21 protein-coding genes and 1 pseudogene are annotated in these 15,550 nt (G+C 36.7%); 6 read left to right on the plus strand and 16 right to left on the minus strand.

Annotation, left to right across the window (positions count from 1 at the left end; translation table 11 throughout):
* Positions 1-2 precede the first annotated feature (2 nt).
* From L2096_RS12160 to L2096_RS12175, 4 genes are read left to right on the plus strand one after another with little or no spacing between them, the layout of a single operon-like run.
* The gene (locus L2096_RS12160) at positions 3-365 is read left to right on the plus strand and encodes a phage GP46 family protein (protein WP_218261826.1); all 363 of its coding nucleotides are present in this window, start codon (positions 3-5) and stop codon (positions 363-365) included.
* Between the two features lies 1 nt (position 366).
* Entirely contained in the window at positions 367-1,416 is a 1,050-nt protein-coding gene (locus L2096_RS12165; protein ID WP_250365511.1) for a baseplate J/gp47 family protein, read from the plus strand.
* Positions 1,413-1,952 (plus strand): putative phage tail protein, encoded by a 540-nt coding sequence (locus tag L2096_RS12170; RefSeq protein ID WP_250365512.1) that lies wholly within the window; start codon positions 1,413-1,415, stop codon positions 1,950-1,952. The genes L2096_RS12165 and L2096_RS12170 overlap by 4 nt, the downstream gene beginning before the upstream one ends.
* Positions 1,949-2,656: a hypothetical protein gene (locus L2096_RS12175; protein WP_250365513.1), complete on the plus strand. Its 708-nt coding sequence runs from the start codon at positions 1,949-1,951 to the stop codon at positions 2,654-2,656. Before L2096_RS12170 ends, L2096_RS12175 begins: the two co-directional genes overlap by 4 nt.
* 341 nt (positions 2,657-2,997) lie before the next feature.
* Here L2096_RS12175 and L2096_RS12180 read toward each other — a convergent pair whose 3' ends face one another.
* From L2096_RS12180 to L2096_RS12210, 7 genes are all read right to left on the minus strand, one after another.
* Positions 2,998-3,990, minus strand: coding sequence for a phage late control D family protein (locus tag L2096_RS12180; RefSeq protein WP_250365514.1), 993 nt, complete (start codon positions 3,988-3,990; stop codon positions 2,998-3,000).
* Positions 3,981-4,196, minus strand: a complete 216-nt coding sequence (locus L2096_RS12185; RefSeq protein ID WP_119025624.1) for a tail protein X — start codon at positions 4,194-4,196, stop codon at positions 3,981-3,983. The genes L2096_RS12180 and L2096_RS12185 overlap by 10 nt, the downstream gene beginning before the upstream one ends.
* On the minus strand, positions 4,196-4,657 hold the full coding sequence (locus tag L2096_RS12190; RefSeq protein ID WP_227265542.1) for a phage tail protein: 462 nt from the start codon (positions 4,655-4,657) through the stop codon (positions 4,196-4,198). The genes L2096_RS12185 and L2096_RS12190 overlap by 1 nt, the downstream gene beginning before the upstream one ends.
* Entirely contained in the window at positions 4,657-7,287 is a 2,631-nt protein-coding gene (locus L2096_RS12195) for a phage tail tape measure protein (RefSeq protein ID WP_250365515.1), read from the minus strand. The genes L2096_RS12190 and L2096_RS12195 overlap by 1 nt, the downstream gene beginning before the upstream one ends.
* Before the next feature lie 386 nt (positions 7,288-7,673).
* Positions 7,674-8,057 carry a type II toxin-antitoxin system HicB family antitoxin gene (locus tag L2096_RS12200; RefSeq protein WP_227265540.1) on the minus strand — a complete coding sequence of 128 codons (384 nt, stop codon included), beginning with the start codon at positions 8,055-8,057 and terminating at the stop codon, positions 7,674-7,676.
* A gap of 2 nt (positions 8,058-8,059) precedes the next feature.
* On the minus strand, positions 8,060-8,248 hold the full coding sequence (locus tag L2096_RS12205) for a type II toxin-antitoxin system HicA family toxin (protein ID WP_048764206.1): 189 nt from the start codon (positions 8,246-8,248) through the stop codon (positions 8,060-8,062).
* 70 nt (positions 8,249-8,318) lie between these two features.
* Positions 8,319-9,116 carry a BRO-N domain-containing protein gene (locus L2096_RS12210; protein WP_250365516.1) on the minus strand — a complete coding sequence of 266 codons (798 nt, stop codon included), beginning with the start codon at positions 9,114-9,116 and terminating at the stop codon, positions 8,319-8,321.
* A 138-nt stretch (positions 9,117-9,254) separates the two neighbouring features.
* On the opposite strand from L2096_RS12210, the gene L2096_RS12215 reads away from it, so the two are divergent.
* Positions 9,255-9,737: an Arc family DNA-binding protein gene (locus L2096_RS12215; RefSeq protein ID WP_250365517.1), complete on the plus strand. Its 483-nt coding sequence runs from the start codon at positions 9,255-9,257 to the stop codon at positions 9,735-9,737.
* A 103-nt stretch (positions 9,738-9,840) separates the two neighbouring features.
* Here L2096_RS12215 and L2096_RS12220 read toward each other — a convergent pair whose 3' ends face one another.
* The 9 genes from L2096_RS12220 to L2096_RS12260 form a co-directional block, all read right to left on the minus strand.
* Positions 9,841-10,023 (minus strand): YdcA family protein, encoded by a 183-nt coding sequence (locus L2096_RS12220; RefSeq protein ID WP_053469781.1) that lies wholly within the window; start codon positions 10,021-10,023, stop codon positions 9,841-9,843.
* 60 nt (positions 10,024-10,083) lie between these two features.
* The gene (locus L2096_RS12225) at positions 10,084-10,863 is read right to left on the minus strand and encodes a hypothetical protein (RefSeq protein ID WP_250365518.1); all 780 of its coding nucleotides are present in this window, start codon (positions 10,861-10,863) and stop codon (positions 10,084-10,086) included.
* A gap of 231 nt (positions 10,864-11,094) precedes the next feature.
* A complete protein-coding gene (locus L2096_RS12230; RefSeq protein WP_228137580.1) occupies positions 11,095-11,613 on the minus strand; it encodes a type II toxin-antitoxin system VapC family toxin in 519 nt (172 codons plus the stop codon).
* Entirely contained in the window at positions 11,589-12,407 is an 819-nt protein-coding gene (locus L2096_RS12235) for a hypothetical protein (protein ID WP_250365519.1), read from the minus strand. Before L2096_RS12235 ends, L2096_RS12230 begins: the two co-directional genes overlap by 25 nt.
* A 188-nt stretch (positions 12,408-12,595) precedes the next feature.
* Complete coding sequence (locus L2096_RS12240; protein ID WP_250365520.1) at positions 12,596-13,225, minus strand: hypothetical protein; 630 nt, start codon at positions 13,223-13,225, stop codon at positions 12,596-12,598.
* A gap of 17 nt (positions 13,226-13,242) precedes the next feature.
* Positions 13,243-14,046, minus strand: coding sequence for a PDZ domain-containing protein (locus L2096_RS16115; RefSeq protein ID WP_250365521.1), 804 nt, complete (start codon positions 14,044-14,046; stop codon positions 13,243-13,245).
* Positions 14,047-14,083: 37 nt separating this feature from the next.
* Positions 14,084-14,371 carry a hypothetical protein gene (locus L2096_RS12250; protein ID WP_081407818.1) on the minus strand — a complete coding sequence of 96 codons (288 nt, stop codon included), beginning with the start codon at positions 14,369-14,371 and terminating at the stop codon, positions 14,084-14,086.
* A gap of 272 nt (positions 14,372-14,643) precedes the next feature.
* Positions 14,644-14,934, minus strand: coding sequence for a phage tail assembly protein (locus tag L2096_RS12255; protein WP_048764059.1), 291 nt, complete (start codon positions 14,932-14,934; stop codon positions 14,644-14,646).
* Between the two features lie 4 nt (positions 14,935-14,938).
* Positions 14,939-15,181: a phage major tail tube protein gene (locus L2096_RS12260; RefSeq protein ID WP_250365522.1), complete on the minus strand. Its 243-nt coding sequence runs from the start codon at positions 15,179-15,181 to the stop codon at positions 14,939-14,941.
* 76 nt (positions 15,182-15,257) lie between these two features.
* Here L2096_RS12260 and L2096_RS12265 point away from each other — a divergent pair.
* Positions 15,258-15,550: pseudogene (locus L2096_RS12265) on the plus strand (transposase); the annotation flags it as partial.

Below are 15,550 nucleotides of genomic sequence, written 5' to 3' on the forward strand. Positions count from 1 at the left end.
ACATGGCGAATATTAATTTAGAAACAAAAGACTATGTATTGTTGAGCTTAGATGCAGCTTTCGTCAATGATGATGTGCAATGTGTTTGTCAGCGACTCAATATCCATCGTGGTAAAAATTGGGCTGATTCAAAAATAGGTAGTCGTTTTTATTTACTGAAGCGCTCTAAAGACTTGGCACGTAACGTATTGCTTGCAAAACAATATGCCGAAGAAGCACTTTCTGATTTAGTGCCTGGGCGATTTCAATCGATTGTTGTGAATGCGACTCAAAGTGCTAAAAGCCGTGTTGATCTGGCGATTGATGTAACACGCTTGACGGGTGATAAGCAAACGATTCAGTACTTTGTTCCTGTTGGTGGTTGATATGGCTTATTCAATTAAAACCTACTCACAGCTCTACAATTTAATTGTTCAGGAAATTCGGAACGGTACAGGCTTAACGATAAGTTCTGATTCAGATGCAGGTATTCGTGCAACAGGTACAGCTTCTATTGTAGAAGGTTTATATCATCATCAAGCTTATATTCAGCGCCAGTTATTTGTAGCTACAGCAGATGAACCATTTTTATATATTCACGCTGAAGAATTAGGACTACCGCGTAACGGTGGAACCTCTGCTTCTGGAAGTGTAACAGCCACATCAAATGTAAGTCTAACCATTGCAGCGGGTTCAAAACTTACCGATGGTAAAGGCCATTACTGGAGCGTTTTAAGTGCAGTTACGCTCTCTGCAAATGTACCAGCATCTATAAGTGTAGTAGCTGATCAAGTCGGCTCGGCATGGAATTTTTCAGGTAAAACATTAATATGGGTTAGTCCAGTAGCAGGTCTACAAGGCACAGCTACAGTCATCTCAATTGCTGGCGGATCAGAAACGGAAGAACTTGAAGCATGGCGTGCACGTCTGCTTGAGCGTAAGCAGTTGGGTTATTTTCGTGATCGCTCTTCAGATATTAAGTCAGTTGTTAAAAGTCTTTCATACGTCAAAGACGTTTATGTTTATAAGAAACGGCGTGGAATAGGTTCTGTGGATGTTGCATTCACCGTCAAAAGCAATCCACCAATGTTACCAGTGCAAAGTCAAATTGATGAAGCACAGGCTTTATTAGATTCCGCGTCTGATTTCTATTTTGACAGCAAGGCTTATGCGCCAGACAAAGATTTTATCAACATATCAGCCACGATATCTGGAACTGTTGCTTTAGCAGATGTTGAAACGACGATTACTGCTTATATGAATGAATTGGCTCCACAGGATGAATATCAATACATTCAACTTCTATCAAGGATTTTAAAGCTATCTGGTGTCACAGATGTTGTTCTAGCTCCAAATTCAAATATCACGCCTATTCTCAATCCATTTCACACAGGCTGGTTACGTCTTGGCTATCTGAATGTGCAGAGGTCATCATGACGTTAGAACAACTCACAGAACTTTATACAATGGTATTGCGGCAGTTGCTGCCGGTTGGCGGATATGGCACTTCGACAGATACCATTATAAACAAGGACATAAAGGCACATGCTAAAGCAATTGCACAGGCTGATATCGACTCTCAGCAAATCTTAAAAACAATTCAGAATGTTCCTGAAGAGCTTTTGGCTGAATATGAAAATGAATATGGTTTGCCTCTGCAATGCTCAATTAGCGAGACTAAGACTCTAGCTGAACGTATGCAAACGCTGAAATGGATGATGAGTAAGAATAATATTCTTAGTCGTACCTACGTTAAAGAACTTCTAGCCTTATTTGGTGTCGATTTGGTCGCTATTGAGAATTATAAACCGATGCAATGTACTGCAACGTCTACGTCTCCGGTCAACACAGAAATCCTTCGATATAAGGTCAGGCTTGTACTAAAAAAGCCTGTTAATGCTGACTTGAGCTGCATTCTTGATAACTATTTTCCCGCATATCTGGAATATTTAATTGATGAGGTAAATGTATGAAACGGATTGACACTGTCAACGCACGACCAGATATGTTTGGTACTGGTAAAAGTGGCTTTCATGACAACAGTGATATCTCTGGTCAGGATGCTACCTATTTGTCACCAGCATGGCTAAACATGATTCAGGAAGAGCTATGCAATCTTCTGGAAAAAAATGGTATCGCGGTCAATTCAAATCTAAATGATCAGTTGTTTAGCCTGCTTGCGACAAATACTGATTTAATCGCTTTAGCTTCAAACGTTGAAGATAATTTCTTAAGGAAGACTGGTGGAACGATTACAGGTAATTTAACTGTACAAGGTCTTTTAAGTGCCATAGCAAGCTCAGCTGATAAGCTCCAAACAGCCCGTAAGATTAATGATATCTATTTTGATGGCACAACTGATATTGCAATTCCAACGGTACGCGCTTTTGCTAACTTCAATGGTAATGACCAAACCATGCGACACTCAGTAGGTATCGAAAGTATTGAACGTATCAGTGGCGGTATATTTTTAGTGACGTTGGCACAAGTTGCGCCTCATTCTAACTACATTGTCACTGCAACTGCATCGTGGGGAAGTTCTGCTGCTGCATCAGCTGCAATTGATGATTCATTTGAACCTACAACAAAACGATTTCAGCTTAGATGTACTTATGGGGGTGATAATACGCTTGGTGCGTTCAATCCTAATAGATTGATGGTAAGCGTGAGCTATTGATTTTAAGTGCAGAATTAATGATAAATAAATCAGTGCAAAATGATAAATAAATCAGTGCAAAATTCGCCGAAAACTTACACATTTTAATCAAAATCACAAACGCCAGACAATAAAAAAAGGGCTTACAAGTCATTGAAATTGCTTGTAAACCCTTGTTTTATCTTGGTAGGCATATCCAGACTCGAACTGGAGACCTCTACGATGTCAAGAAGGCGTTAAAAATGATATATCACTATGATTTATATCATTTTTAACGTATTTTTTAATATAGAAAAAGTCTCGAAAATGATAAAACTAATATGAATATAATCAATCACTTAAAATTTAGTTTCACTACAGTTTTACTCTGCATCATTAAGGTTTTTCACCCCTTCAATACTCGCTGAAAACCCTACACTTTTATTAATCGTATGAGTGACTGAATCAATGATCCAGTCACCATCAATACCGTATCTAAAACCAGACAATGCCAATGTTGATTCTGCTGAAAAAGTCGGATCACCTGGTAACTCTAATGAAAGCTTATCCTCATTTCGTTTAGATTCATCTAATGCGGCTTGAGCTGCTGCTTGTGCGCTTTTTTCATCTGGATAATGGTGTCTTAAACGGCGAACTGGTTCACCATCTCCCAACTTTACTTCGTGCTTTTTAGCTTTGGCCTTTTCGTGCCAATACGCAATCACCGTACCAGTACTATCACGCGAGCTTCTTGTCATTGACCAACGTCCGACTTGGTAACGTGTCAATTCAATGGTATCAAGCTTAATTTCACCACGTTTAACAAAGAGTAGTTTACCATTTGCAGGTTTACAAATTGCATCATAACGTTTGGCTAGTCGCATCAAAAAAGATAAATCAGATTCATCTGATTGAGCTAATTGTGGCAGCTTAACGTTCTTTAATGTCCCACTAACCATGTACGTTAAATTGTGCTCACCTGCAATTTTCATAACAGCAGCGCTAATTGTTGTATCTTTAGGCCATGTGCGGTTTTTCTGAGACTGTAGTGATGTCTTGCCGCCTTTACTCTCAGTTTGAACGGCAGCATGTCCACGAATGATCATTTTCTCTGGTGGACCTGAGAGCTCTATCTCATCTACGACAAACATACCCATTGGCTGTAATACATCATCATAGCCCATTGAGATTTGCAGCTCTGCTCCTCGAGCAGGCATAGCAATAGGTTGAGCAGGATCATCAATAAGGCTAATCTCAAAGGTATCTGATTCAATGCCTGTTTTGTCAGTAATAGATATAGATTCAAATAACTGAAAAATCGTCTGGCTAATATCGCTGCCATTAGCCACAACTTGGAAACATGGCTTTAATCCCATAGTTTCACCTTTTTGGTTGGGGTCATTGTTGTTTGACTTTGTTCTGGCAATTCAATTAATAGACCTTCGGGTAAAACTGGTGGATGATCTGAAAGTCGATGATTGGCTTCAAATATGTTTTCAACCAACTTATTACTGGTTGATCCATAATACTTATAGGCAATCGAATCAACCGTGTCACCATCTTTAGTTCTGTATAGAGCCATTATATGTTCCCTAATGCATTGACTAGACTATCCACTAAACCTAAGCGCCCTGCCGAATCTCCAAATTTACGCAGGTTAATAGTAAATTCCTGACGGCGTGGCACACCAAAGGCGGCAAATTTCTCTTGCCCCTCATCGATCTGATTAATTACCCAATAGCCCATGATTCGACCCGTACCAGAAATTAGAAGTTGAGGCTCACCTTTAGCAGCCAATGCACGAAGTTTATCAATTTGCTGAAATCCTCCATTCCACTCGCCATAGATCACACCAGTTAAAGTTTGCGTGTCTTGTCCAGGACCAAGATATTGAAGATTATCCCAACCACCAAAAACTTCCTGTTCACCCCATTTATATTGGGTACTTCTATTGAGTTGTTGGTATGCAGCCGTGTATACACCAAACTTAAACCCACCCAGACTCATCATGGTGAGATAAGTACCAAAAATTTGACCATCCATTACTGACTATACCCCCAATCCACCATCAGGCTACGTTGTTGTACGCCTTGGGCTTGTTTTTGTATGCGCATCACTTCTTGGGCAATTTGCTGTGGGCTTTGTCCAGGTGCTGCATTCACAGTAAAAGAGAAACTATTATGATTGGTTTGTTGAGGTGTAGTCTTACCCTGTCCAGACCGTATAGGCGGTGGTGCAGCAATTGATTTTGGTGGAGGTGGTAAGGGTTTATTGTTGTTGGATTCTTTGGCTGAGGACGGACCGCTAAAGAAATTTTTAACAGTATCACCTATTGAACCAAGTTTACCTACGTTATTAAATATCCATCCAAATAAATTAACTACGGCTTTTAATGGTGTAAGGATAAGATTAATCGCCCCTCCTACCAACTTACCGAAAGATTCGCCCGCCGAGGTTGCTTTATCTATTTGCTCTTTGGTTGCATTTACTGGCTTTAGGAGATTCTTAAACCATTCAAATACTGTAGAAATTGCACCACTTACCACATCCCATGCTGCACCCAACAATGGTGTAGATTGAACAAGATTGCCTATAGCCGTGGTAAATGGTTCTATACCCTGCTTTAAGCCTTGCCAAAATCCCGTAAAAAATGCCTTGATTTGATCCCAATACTTGTAGATGGCTAAAGCAGCACCAATCGCAACTGCCGCAACCACGCCCCAAGGTGTACGCAATAGCGCCAACCCCACCTGCTTGATGAGATTAAGTGCGACGTTAAAAACGGTACGAATGACATTACCAGATGTGGCAAAACGAAATATGCTCTGAGCAGCCCCAAAGACGAAATTTTTAAATCTTCCAAATATACCAATCACACCCAAAGCACTACCTTTGAGCATATTAAATGCACCTACAGCCACACCACGTAATTTGCCAAACACAGTCTGTAGTACAGTTCCAGATGTTACAAATCTAAAGATAGATCCAGCAACAGATCCAATTCTATTTTTTAATGCAAAAAATGCTTTTTCTAGACCGGGTATTGGAGTTTTCATTAATTTAAGAACATTGGTAAATGTTTTGCCACTTATTCCTGTCTTAATGAAGTGATCTTTTAATTTCAATATTGGTGAATTAATAGCAAAAATGGCAAACTTGGTTGCTAGCAATCCAATTTTTAACACACCAAGCGCAGCAACTGTTTTTACAATGGTTCCAGTTAATGCAAGGTTTTTCTGTGTCCATTCGGCAATTTTAGTTGCAAACGTACCAATACTTCCCAACACATCATTGATTACTGGCAATAAAACAGATCCAAATTCAACCCCAAGATGCCCAATACGATTTTTAAACATATCAATCTGTGCTTGGGTGGTTTTCATTCGTGCTTGATATTCTTTGTCCATTGACCCCTGAGCATTTTTGCTATTGGCCATGCCTATTTGCTTTTCAAGCTCCCCTCTATTTTCAAGTAATTTAGAAAAAGTATCCCAATGTTCCATACCAAATAAGGTGGATACAGCATCAATCTGTGTAGTTGCAGGGGTTTCTGACCAATGTCCTGGTTGAAGTTGTTTTTTTCCATTTTTACTCATTTTGGGTGGAACCCATTTACGTTCCATTGAAGCTTCTTTAGGTAATTTTCTAATAGCATCCATGACTTTGAAAATAGTGTCTGTTGCGTTGGTCTGCATGCCTTTTTCAAGCTCAACAGTAGAAAGACCTATTTCCTTAACCATCGCCTTAAATGGCTTACTACCTGTATTGGCTGCTCCAAGTTTTGAAAAAACTGCGTTTACTGCCGTACTTGCTGTTTCTGCTTTCTCACCCAATGAGAGTAAAGTCGAACCAAGTGCAGCAGTATTTTTATCAGTAATTTTGACCATGCTCGCAGTACCACCAACCCGTTGCATGAAGTCAATAATGTCACCACCTTTAGATAAACTATTGTCATCTAAATAGTTAATGGTATCTGCCAATTTTCCAATTTGAGTGATTGGTATTTTATACATGTTACCAATCTTACCCATATCATCAGCAAGCTGCCCCATTGGAAGTTCGAAAGCAGTACCCATCTTTATGACTTCTTGGGTAAAGCCTATCACTTCATCTTTGGCAACACCCATCCTTAGACCAGCACTCACCATCTCGGCGATTTCATTTCGAGCAACAGGACTGTTATCAGCGACAGTTAAAATTTCTTTTTGCATATTAAAGAAATCTTTAGTTAGATTTCCCGCATTATCACGGGCACCATCTAACTGTTTTGCAACGCCTAACATTGCCGTTTCAAAATCAATAGCTGTTTTAACTGGTGCTGCCAAAGTTAGACCTGTCGCAATGGTCGCTCCGATCTGCCCTTTTATTTCTGATAATCGATTGTTATTGGCTATTCGCTGCTTTTCAACATTGCTTAAACGTAATTGCTGAGTTTCTAACTTTTTTAGCTCACCAGTTAATAGGGAATATTTTGAACGCAGGCCATCAACATTTTTACCCATACCGCCAAAGGTGCGAATGGCCTCACCCAATTGACGTTGGTTTTGTTTGACCTTATTGATTTCTGTACCAATCTTGCCAAGCTCTTTAGTCGTTGAACCAATAACTGTACGGAAGCTACCTACCAGTGCGCCACCAATTGTGATAACGGCGTTCAGTTTTTTGTTGGCCATGCTCAATCACTTTTATATCTGATTAAGCAATTCTGTGATGAAAGCTAGTGATTTATCATTATTCAGTTTTTCATCACACGTGTTAAAGATTGAGATATTTTTCTAATACCTTAAAAATAAAATTTATTAATCTCACTAAAGCATACAAAACAACAATCCAGACAAAAAAGTCGATCAGGCTATTTGGGCTTAAATTAATAATATTCATTTCCACTCCTAGCATATGAAATGAAAAGATGCTATCTTTATTGCTCATATTGTTTCTAATCCTTAGTACCGATAAGGGTTGGATATAAAAAAAACCCAAGACGCCACATCTTGGGTTTTTGCTTTAATAGAGCAAGATTAATAACAATAAAGGTCTATTTCATTATTCAGTTTTTCACTTAATGCAGTGCCATCTCAGCACTTTTGGCTAGAAATGCTGAACGACTTAAATGTTGTTTCTTCGCCATTGCATCAATACGCTTAACCAATGCTTCAGGCATACTGATATTGATCCGAACAGACTTACTACTAACTTTTGATAAATCAATATCGACCAATAACCAATAGCCACCCTCAAAGCGATCATCACCAATCCATTGTTCAGGGCTAGAAGGTTCTGGCAAGGACAAATCCTCACCATCAAAATATACTTCTACTGCCTCTTGTGCCATACGCTGAATATCCTGCATATCATCAGCAGCACTGAAGCAACCTTCAAAATCAGGAAAAGTTAAGCCATAGGCAGAGTCTTGGTCTTTATGAACATATACGGGATACAACATACTTATCTCCATTCCCAACCAGCTTGTTTATATATGTTACGCAAAGTTCCGATCGGCATATCTTTACGTGGGTGTGGTACGACGACATGACCTGATTTTTCAGGATGTTTAAATTTTTCATGGTCACCTTTACCACCCACCTTGATCCAGCCTTCTTGTTCCAAGCGTTTGATAATTTCTTTGCTGTTCATTGTGTAATTATACACACCTTTTTCATTAGACTGAATGGAAAAAACCGTTTTTATTGGATTCTATATCGGGCTAATAATTATGCCGATTAAGAAGATTGTATCGCTCCATCGGTGACAGATGCCACGGATGGTTTTCAATACGTTTACGCAGTTCTTCTCTTTGTTCTTTATCGATGTAGCCCCAAGCGATAAAGCCACCATCGTTAAAATAGTCATGGATAGCAGAGGCCATGTTAGGGTTTACGCCTCTTATCGCGGGTCCAAACTCTCGCCACCAACCACTGAGCCAAACCAGATACATTGCCATCGCTTTAACATTTCTTTCCGATTTAGAACCGTAATTTTTGCTCCCCATAAGTGCGATTAGATGATGTACATATTCAACCGCTACAGGTATTTGGTCGAGTGGTATTTCATCTATACCACTGACACCAAAGCGTTGGTGAAGCATTTTGTAGGCATCGGAAAAGTTAAGATTAGTCGTTTTGGCGACCAGTAAATGAATGGCATCGTTCAGTGATACACGTTCAGATTTATGAGTCTTAGATTTAGGCTGCACTTCCCGATCTAAAATATCTAAAACCCATTTGCGGAATTCTTTGGCGACTGGGGTTCGGGCAAACATGGCTATTAAGTGGCAACCTCTAAGTGAGAAAATTCGTAACCTCAAATTGAGGTTCTGAGGATTCTCAATTAGACGAGTCATTGAAGCAGAAAACTCATCTTCTTTTCTTTTGAATATCTGATTAATTTTATCTGTACGAGAATAACCCAATACCTCAGCTAGTTCAGCGGCCGTTAACCAAATTTGCTCATCACTTTGTTGTACAGGATGAAATTGTATTGCGTTAAATGTTAGACTATTCATGTCTTATCTCCTGCTAGGGATCAGATAAAGCCTCGATAGCCGTCCAAAGTCATCGAGGCTTTTTTTGCACCTAAATTCAGGTGCATTGACATTAATTTACATGTACCTATAATTAGTGTCAAGAGTCAGGAGATAACCATGCAAAAACAGACTAACTTTATTAAAACACAAGTACGCCTACCTCCTGATCTTCATCAAGAAGTTACAAATTTTGCTGAAGAAAATGAACTTTCAATGAATAGTGCTTTTATTGAATTATTAAAAACAGCTTTAGTCAAAAAGGAATCTCGATCTTCAAACTTTTCAGAAGTAAAAGTCATTAATCTTGAAAACGGTATTAAACGATTAGTATTCGGGAAATTAGTAAATGTACTACATATTGATTATTCTCAAGATTTAAGTAATTTAAGAAAAGATATTCAATTATCGCTAAATGCATTAGCAGAATCCTCTTTTAGACACAAATTGTCATTTTGGACAAAAGAAGTATATGTTCATCAAGGTGGACATCATATTGACGTTGTTGATAATGGTAAAGGAAGTCTTGGATGGTTGATTGTCGAAGACCATATCACTGATGAATATATGGAAAATTTGCATAAAAAAAGTGATGAAGACTAAGTTTGGTTAGTTTTTTGGGGTAAAGCTAGGTTAGATTTAATGTAAGTGTTATTCCTAGAAGTTAAAATTTTAGGGATAAAAAAGGCGCATTTTGCGCCTTCTATTATTTTTTGCACACTTTTTTTGAAGCACTTATTGTGCCGTTGTTACACATAAATTTTCCATCTGCTGTGCAGTGTTTAATTCCACCTTTCTTTCCTGAACATGGTTCACGCCCCTGCCATTTAGCCTCAGCAGCAGAAATTACTCCCAATGCTAGTACAATTGTTAATATCACTTTTTTCATAAAATGAGTCCTTTTTGATTTAAATATAAACTTATAAAAGCATTTTAAGATGCTTTTTATTTAACCTTCTTTAATTTTTATATACTTAACAACTATCTCATTCACTAACAATTCGTATTCCTCTTCAAATTTATCAATAAATTCTTTAAAAGTTAAATTAAATGTAATTACTTCACCATCTTCCTCAATAGATTCGGAATCTAATTGTTCGGTCAAATATCTATTTAATTGATATTTTGCCATTATTTGTTGACTATTTAGTGTAATCCCATCATATGGTGTACATGTAATACTATAATTATTTTTTAAATCACTAGGTAAAGAATTATAATAAATAAAATATTGCTCTTCAATATAACTGCTTTGTCCATCCAATAATTGAGCCATTCTTTCAAAATTAGTTAAAAATGATTTGTTAATTTTATTACTTGTTATGGAATTTAATAAATTAAAATACCCATGTGCTAAATAAAATGAAGTATCAATATATTTCTTTGAACTTCTTACCAAACCATTTAATAGAACAACATGTTGATTAATACTTGACAAATACTTTAATGTATTCACCCTTTCAAACATATAGAAATAAACTTCATTGATGTTTTCTAATAATTTTTCAGCATATTCTTTTTCAAGCTCATATTTCTTCGGGGACTTCCAATCTATATATGCCCAGATAACAACCAATGGAGCCACTATATATGTACCCAACACAAATATGTTAATCACATCACCAGAATTCCACTCTCTTTTTAATGCATAATAAATATTCAAACCACAAGAAACAACAAAAGCATAAATAATCAAAAAAATAATAATGTACTTTGATTTTTTACTCAACTTAAAACCCAATAAATGAGTGTGTTTTTTAAAGTAAAATCCAATAAAAATTAACGGCAAAAAAAAATAAAATATGAAAAATTATTAAGAAATTATAATTTATAAGCCCAAATAAAAATGCAATTAAATTGGAAAAAATATATGGAATAAATATTAAAAACAAAAAAGATATGTTAATACAAAAATTAATATCAAATATTTAAAAAAAGGACTTTGCATAAAATTTAGCTACTATTGAACCTTATTACTTTCTGTTATAAATAAGCTCGCCATCTGCTTAAAGTAGTTGTTATCCATATAATCATAAATCGCCAAACTCAAACCAAGCTCATTCACAACAGTCTTGATTCCTTGATCATGAGAAACAATGGCTGTGGCATTATTAGCAAGTGCTATTCCAATGATTTGAATATCAACTTTAACTTTTTGACGTGGCTCTTGAGCCTTTCTATTTTTTGGTAATTTATGATATTCACGATAAACTTTGGCTGCACTTAAAGCAGCTTTTGCATCAAAATCCAAATTTTTAAACTTGGAATTTGGTTTAAGTAAAGCTAAAGAACGTGCTTCATTATCATCGCCCGCAATAAACTCTGAAATTACCGGCATCGGTAGCGCCACAGAAAAGTTTTTTCCTTGATTGAGAAAAGCAACAAGGTTCTTATATTCTGCCTCTTCTTTATTTTTAGTTAATAATGTAATTAAGGCATTCGTATCTAAGATAATCAATCTTGTCGCTCCTTCAGCCACTCAGCTATCGGGTCATCGTGTTTAGACCAACTCGATGCGCCTTTTGCTCTAAAGTCATCAATCCATTCTTCTAAGCTAACATCCTCAATGACATGGAACTTATTGATGATGTATTTCTTGAGCGTTAATTGATAAGTATTAGATTTCGATAAATAAGTGGCTTCCCCCTCAAATCTTAAACTTTTATCAGTATTGAAGTACGGATGTAATTCTTCTAATAACTTCTTAGAACACTGTGCAGGAACTTCGTTCCCATTATTCAAGATAATCGTGATGTGGTCTGACTTGTCTCGGCCTTTTTGCAGACGAGTTAAACGACCATCCAAAGACTCTTCTTGTTTGAATTCTTCTTGGGTCTCTAGTTCTGGAACGACATATAAAATTTCTTTAGGCTCATATACTTCATTATCATTGAAACTACCGTAAGAAATCTCAGCATGATGAAAACCATATTTACCTAATTCTTTTTGAATACGGGCAATTTGCTTATGCTTTGCTGCAGTATCCTTCATCACATTGGACATGGCCAATGATCTACAGTCACTTGGAACTGTAACGGCAATGGTCGTTGAGCCTTCTTTGATCGTGTTGAAGCTAGCTTGTTTAACGCCAACGATTTGACCTAATGCGGATAGTAAGTTTGCAACACTGGAAATTTCTAGATCATGTAAGTGGCCATCATGGATTTTTAAGACAAAATCAAGATCACCATCTTGTTCTTGATGAACAGATGAATCTCCCAGATCAAGTCTATCCTGAGTGAATTTTCCACTCTTTTTGTCCAATTTTGGCATTTCAATCGCCTTAAGCGCATCTTGCTTATATTATGTTCAAATCATGAAATAAATGAAAGCAAGCTTACATAATCAATTAATTTTCACTATTTATTGCTAATTTCAACATTTGTCAACCAACTTTTATTGCTAATTTTCACTTTTGTCAACCAAATGACTTTTCTATGGTACTTATGTCTTAAGAACAATTATGTCACGTCAGTATCTACCTTAAATGCATACTTATAAAAATCCAGTATAAAATTTTTACTTACTCCATACTTTTCTACATATCTTAGAAAAAAATAACCCAAATACAAAGAAGCTAATGGAATCAATGTGATAATAAAAATAATTAATGGAATTCCTTTATTGTAAGCTTCAACAACCAATCCTATAAATTTATTCATCATTACAAATGGAATAAAACCAATTGAAGCAAATAAGATATAACCTAAAAAACCTAAAACTGGCCTAGACCAATGATGCTTTACAATTAAGCGAGTTATTCGACCAGCTTCATCACGTTCTCTTTTTATTAACGTCCTGATTTTTGCATACTCTTTTACCCATAGATCTGCATTTTCGTATTGGCAAAAGAACTTAGCTTCCTCGTAAGTTAACGTATCAATATTGAACAGTGACTTTGCAAATCTATCTTTATAAAGAGTTGATTGATTTTCGATTTCTTTTTCCTCAAAATCTTTGGCTAGTTTTAAAAACTCATTTTTACTTTCATGTGAATACTTTAAATGGGCAAGTTTATTATTGATATATGCCAAAGCTAAAGGTACCAATAAGGCAACTATAACCCCCATAATTTTTATAAATGTTTCCATATTATATTAACAACCTATTATTCAATAAAAATTTCTTTTTGCATTTTTTCATTATTCCTTAAAATCTGTAATGTCGTTACTCCTTTCTTTATATAATTAGAAGCTTCTATAAAAGATTGAACTTCTAATATAGGATCATTATTGATTTTCTGGATAATATCATTTTCTTGAATGATACCATCAGCAGGAGAGCCTTTTGAGACACTTATAACTTTAACTCCCGAGCCATATGACGTATTAATTTCAGTAAACTTCATATTCACAGGATATATTCCAGTTACTGAATAATATTCCATAAAATAATAAGCTAGATATTCATTTACAGCCCCTGGTACTGCTACTGTTTTTAAATCAGCAGTATTATAATTTTCCTGATTAACACTTAGATTAGTTTTGCGCGGTGTTTGTGGCTTATTTGGACTAGAATTAAATGCACCAACTGACTCAAGACCTTGATTTTTTGTAGTAAATACAACTATAGGAGTTTTTAATTTCTTTGCCTGTTGTTTAAAACCATAAACTGTTTCTTTGTAATCAAAATCTGGAAAAAAGGGCTGAACTTTTGACTTTACAGTATCTTGTTCGATTACCAAGTATCCTTTCTCTAATAACTCTTTTGTACTTTTGTCCAAATCATCAGTTTTTATAACTTCAATTTTGTATGTTTTAAGCACTTGGCTCACAGGTATCGATGGTCGTTGTAAAGCATTTTTTGCTTTTACTTCAGGTGATTCATAAGTCACCCTTAATGTATTGTCTGCCCACACATAACTATTGATAGAAAGATATGGAAAAAGAATAAATAATAGAAACTTATACACTTTAAAGCCTTTTAAATAAGATTTGAATTTTTTGCAATTAGCGATAACGCTTATTTCCACCGGAGGTATAACAATAAATACCTCCTCTCGGGCCTACACAATCATTAGATCCACTGCATGGACATGAATCAGAAGAACCGCTGGAATAACCAGAACCTGTGCTGCCTCGACTACCAGAAGATCGAGATTTTCCTTTTGAAGAATAACCACTATGACTTAAAGAACTATAAGATTTTCCACCACCTCGTCCACCACCCCGCGCATCAACATTTGTGATGAAAACAATCTGAAAAATGAGTACCCACATTAAAGTTAAAATTTTCATAATTTAGTTATACCTCTAATTATTAGAGGTATTAAAGCTAATAGAATGCTTTAAATCAATCAGTCAAAAAATATATTTATATGGTTTTAAAAAACAATGTCCTTTTTCGACATGATATGAGGCAATAAAAAAGGAAGGCATCTAGCCCTCCTCCTTTGGCAACCCCTCACACCACCACACCAAATCTGAAATTTTTAACTGCCTTATTTCTGACAATGACCAAGATGTGTGAGAGGCTAAACCGAGTACATACGATCGTAAAACCGCAGCACTCATGCAGTAAAAAGTTTAAACGCTTCCTGAATACGGCGATAATCTTTCAGTGTTGCACCTTTAATATTATCTGGCGCGACACTGCACAAATTGGCAAACATCGCAATTTCCTGATTGGCTTCACTCTGTCCTTTGGCTTGCATCTCAGCCACCAACATGTCCTGCACAGTTGGCTCACGCATGGTTAGCACTTGTACACTGGCACTATCAATCGTGATCGGTTTATTCAAACTGATCTTATAACCTTCAGCACATTCCACGATATATTCTGGTAATTCTGCTACTGTCATTTTTTTACATTCCCAATGCTGAACGGATGTCTTCTAAAACATCTACGCCATTAATGATACGTACCATGTTGATCACATCTACTTCATGGACAACCTGACCGCCAATGGTTTGTTTGTAATAGGTGAGGGATAAATCATATTTATCCTTAGGTGGCTCACCTGGTTTAGAGGTTCCTTGGGCAATTTTGATAATCTTGCCACGCATTTGATGTTCGACTGCGGTCACTGTACCGTCAAAGCTTTCCATTGCTTCACGGACTGAATAGCCACCGATTTTGTAGACACCCTTTAGTTAGATAAAATGGCTAATTAACGAGGTGCTTATGAGCAGTAAACGATACCCTGAAGAATTCAAAATTGAAGCAGTAAAACAAGTCACTGAGAAAGGTTATAGTGTGGCCGAGGTTGCTACACGTTTAGGAACCACCACCCATAGTCTGTATGCCTGGATTAAACGTTATGATCCACAGCAGCCCAAGATAATAGAATCTAATGATCCAAGCGCAGAATTAGCAAAGTTAAAAAAAGAACTGCAACGGGTTACTGAAGAAAGGGACATATTAAAAAAGGCCGCGGTGTACTTCGCAAGCCAGTCCAAATGAGGTACGCCTTTATT

The sequence above is a fragment of the Acinetobacter sp. ACZLY 512 genome (assembly GCF_023614015.1).
GTDB lineage: Bacteria > Pseudomonadota > Gammaproteobacteria > Pseudomonadales > Moraxellaceae > Acinetobacter > Acinetobacter soli.

What these genes read in the sequence shown, in the direction of transcription:
- L2096_RS12160 (WP_218261826.1), top strand. Translation starts at nt 3, where the DNA reads ATGGCGAATATTAATTTAGAAACAAAAGACTATGTATTGTTGAGCTTA.
- L2096_RS12165 (WP_250365511.1), top strand. Translation starts at nt 367, where the DNA reads ATGGCTTATTCAATTAAAACCTACTCACAGCTCTACAATTTAATTGTT.
- L2096_RS12170 (WP_250365512.1), top strand. Translation starts at nt 1,413, where the DNA reads ATGACGTTAGAACAACTCACAGAACTTTATACAATGGTATTGCGGCAG.
- L2096_RS12175 (WP_250365513.1), top strand. Translation starts at nt 1,949, where the DNA reads ATGAAACGGATTGACACTGTCAACGCACGACCAGATATGTTTGGTACT.
- L2096_RS12180 (WP_250365514.1), bottom strand. Translation starts at nt 3,990, where the DNA reads ATGGGATTAAAGCCATGTTTCCAAGTTGTGGCTAATGGCAGCGATATT.
- L2096_RS12185 (WP_119025624.1), bottom strand. Translation starts at nt 4,196, where the DNA reads ATGGCTCTATACAGAACTAAAGATGGTGACACGGTTGATTCGATTGCC.
- L2096_RS12190 (WP_227265542.1), bottom strand. Translation starts at nt 4,657, where the DNA reads ATGGATGGTCAAATTTTTGGTACTTATCTCACCATGATGAGTCTGGGT.
- L2096_RS12195 (WP_250365515.1), bottom strand. Translation starts at nt 7,287, where the DNA reads ATGGCCAACAAAAAACTGAACGCCGTTATCACAATTGGTGGCGCACTG.
- L2096_RS12200 (WP_227265540.1), bottom strand. Translation starts at nt 8,057, where the DNA reads ATGTTGTATCCCGTATATGTTCATAAAGACCAAGACTCTGCCTATGGC.
- L2096_RS12205 (WP_048764206.1), bottom strand. Translation starts at nt 8,248, where the DNA reads ATGAACAGCAAAGAAATTATCAAACGCTTGGAACAAGAAGGCTGGATC.
- L2096_RS12210 (WP_250365516.1), bottom strand. Translation starts at nt 9,116, where the DNA reads ATGAATAGTCTAACATTTAACGCAATACAATTTCATCCTGTACAACAA.
- L2096_RS12215 (WP_250365517.1), top strand. Translation starts at nt 9,255, where the DNA reads ATGCAAAAACAGACTAACTTTATTAAAACACAAGTACGCCTACCTCCT.
- L2096_RS12220 (WP_053469781.1), bottom strand. Translation starts at nt 10,023, where the DNA reads ATGAAAAAAGTGATATTAACAATTGTACTAGCATTGGGAGTAATTTCT.
- L2096_RS12235 (WP_250365519.1), bottom strand. Translation starts at nt 12,407, where the DNA reads ATGCCAAAATTGGACAAAAAGAGTGGAAAATTCACTCAGGATAGACTT.
- L2096_RS12240 (WP_250365520.1), bottom strand. Translation starts at nt 13,225, where the DNA reads ATGGAAACATTTATAAAAATTATGGGGGTTATAGTTGCCTTATTGGTA.
- L2096_RS12250 (WP_081407818.1), bottom strand. Translation starts at nt 14,371, where the DNA reads ATGAAAATTTTAACTTTAATGTGGGTACTCATTTTTCAGATTGTTTTC.
- L2096_RS12255 (WP_048764059.1), bottom strand. Translation starts at nt 14,934, where the DNA reads ATGACAGTAGCAGAATTACCAGAATATATCGTGGAATGTGCTGAAGGT.
- L2096_RS12260 (WP_250365522.1), bottom strand. Translation starts at nt 15,181, where the DNA reads ATGGAAAGCTTTGACGGTACAGTGACCGCAGTCGAACATCAAATGCGT.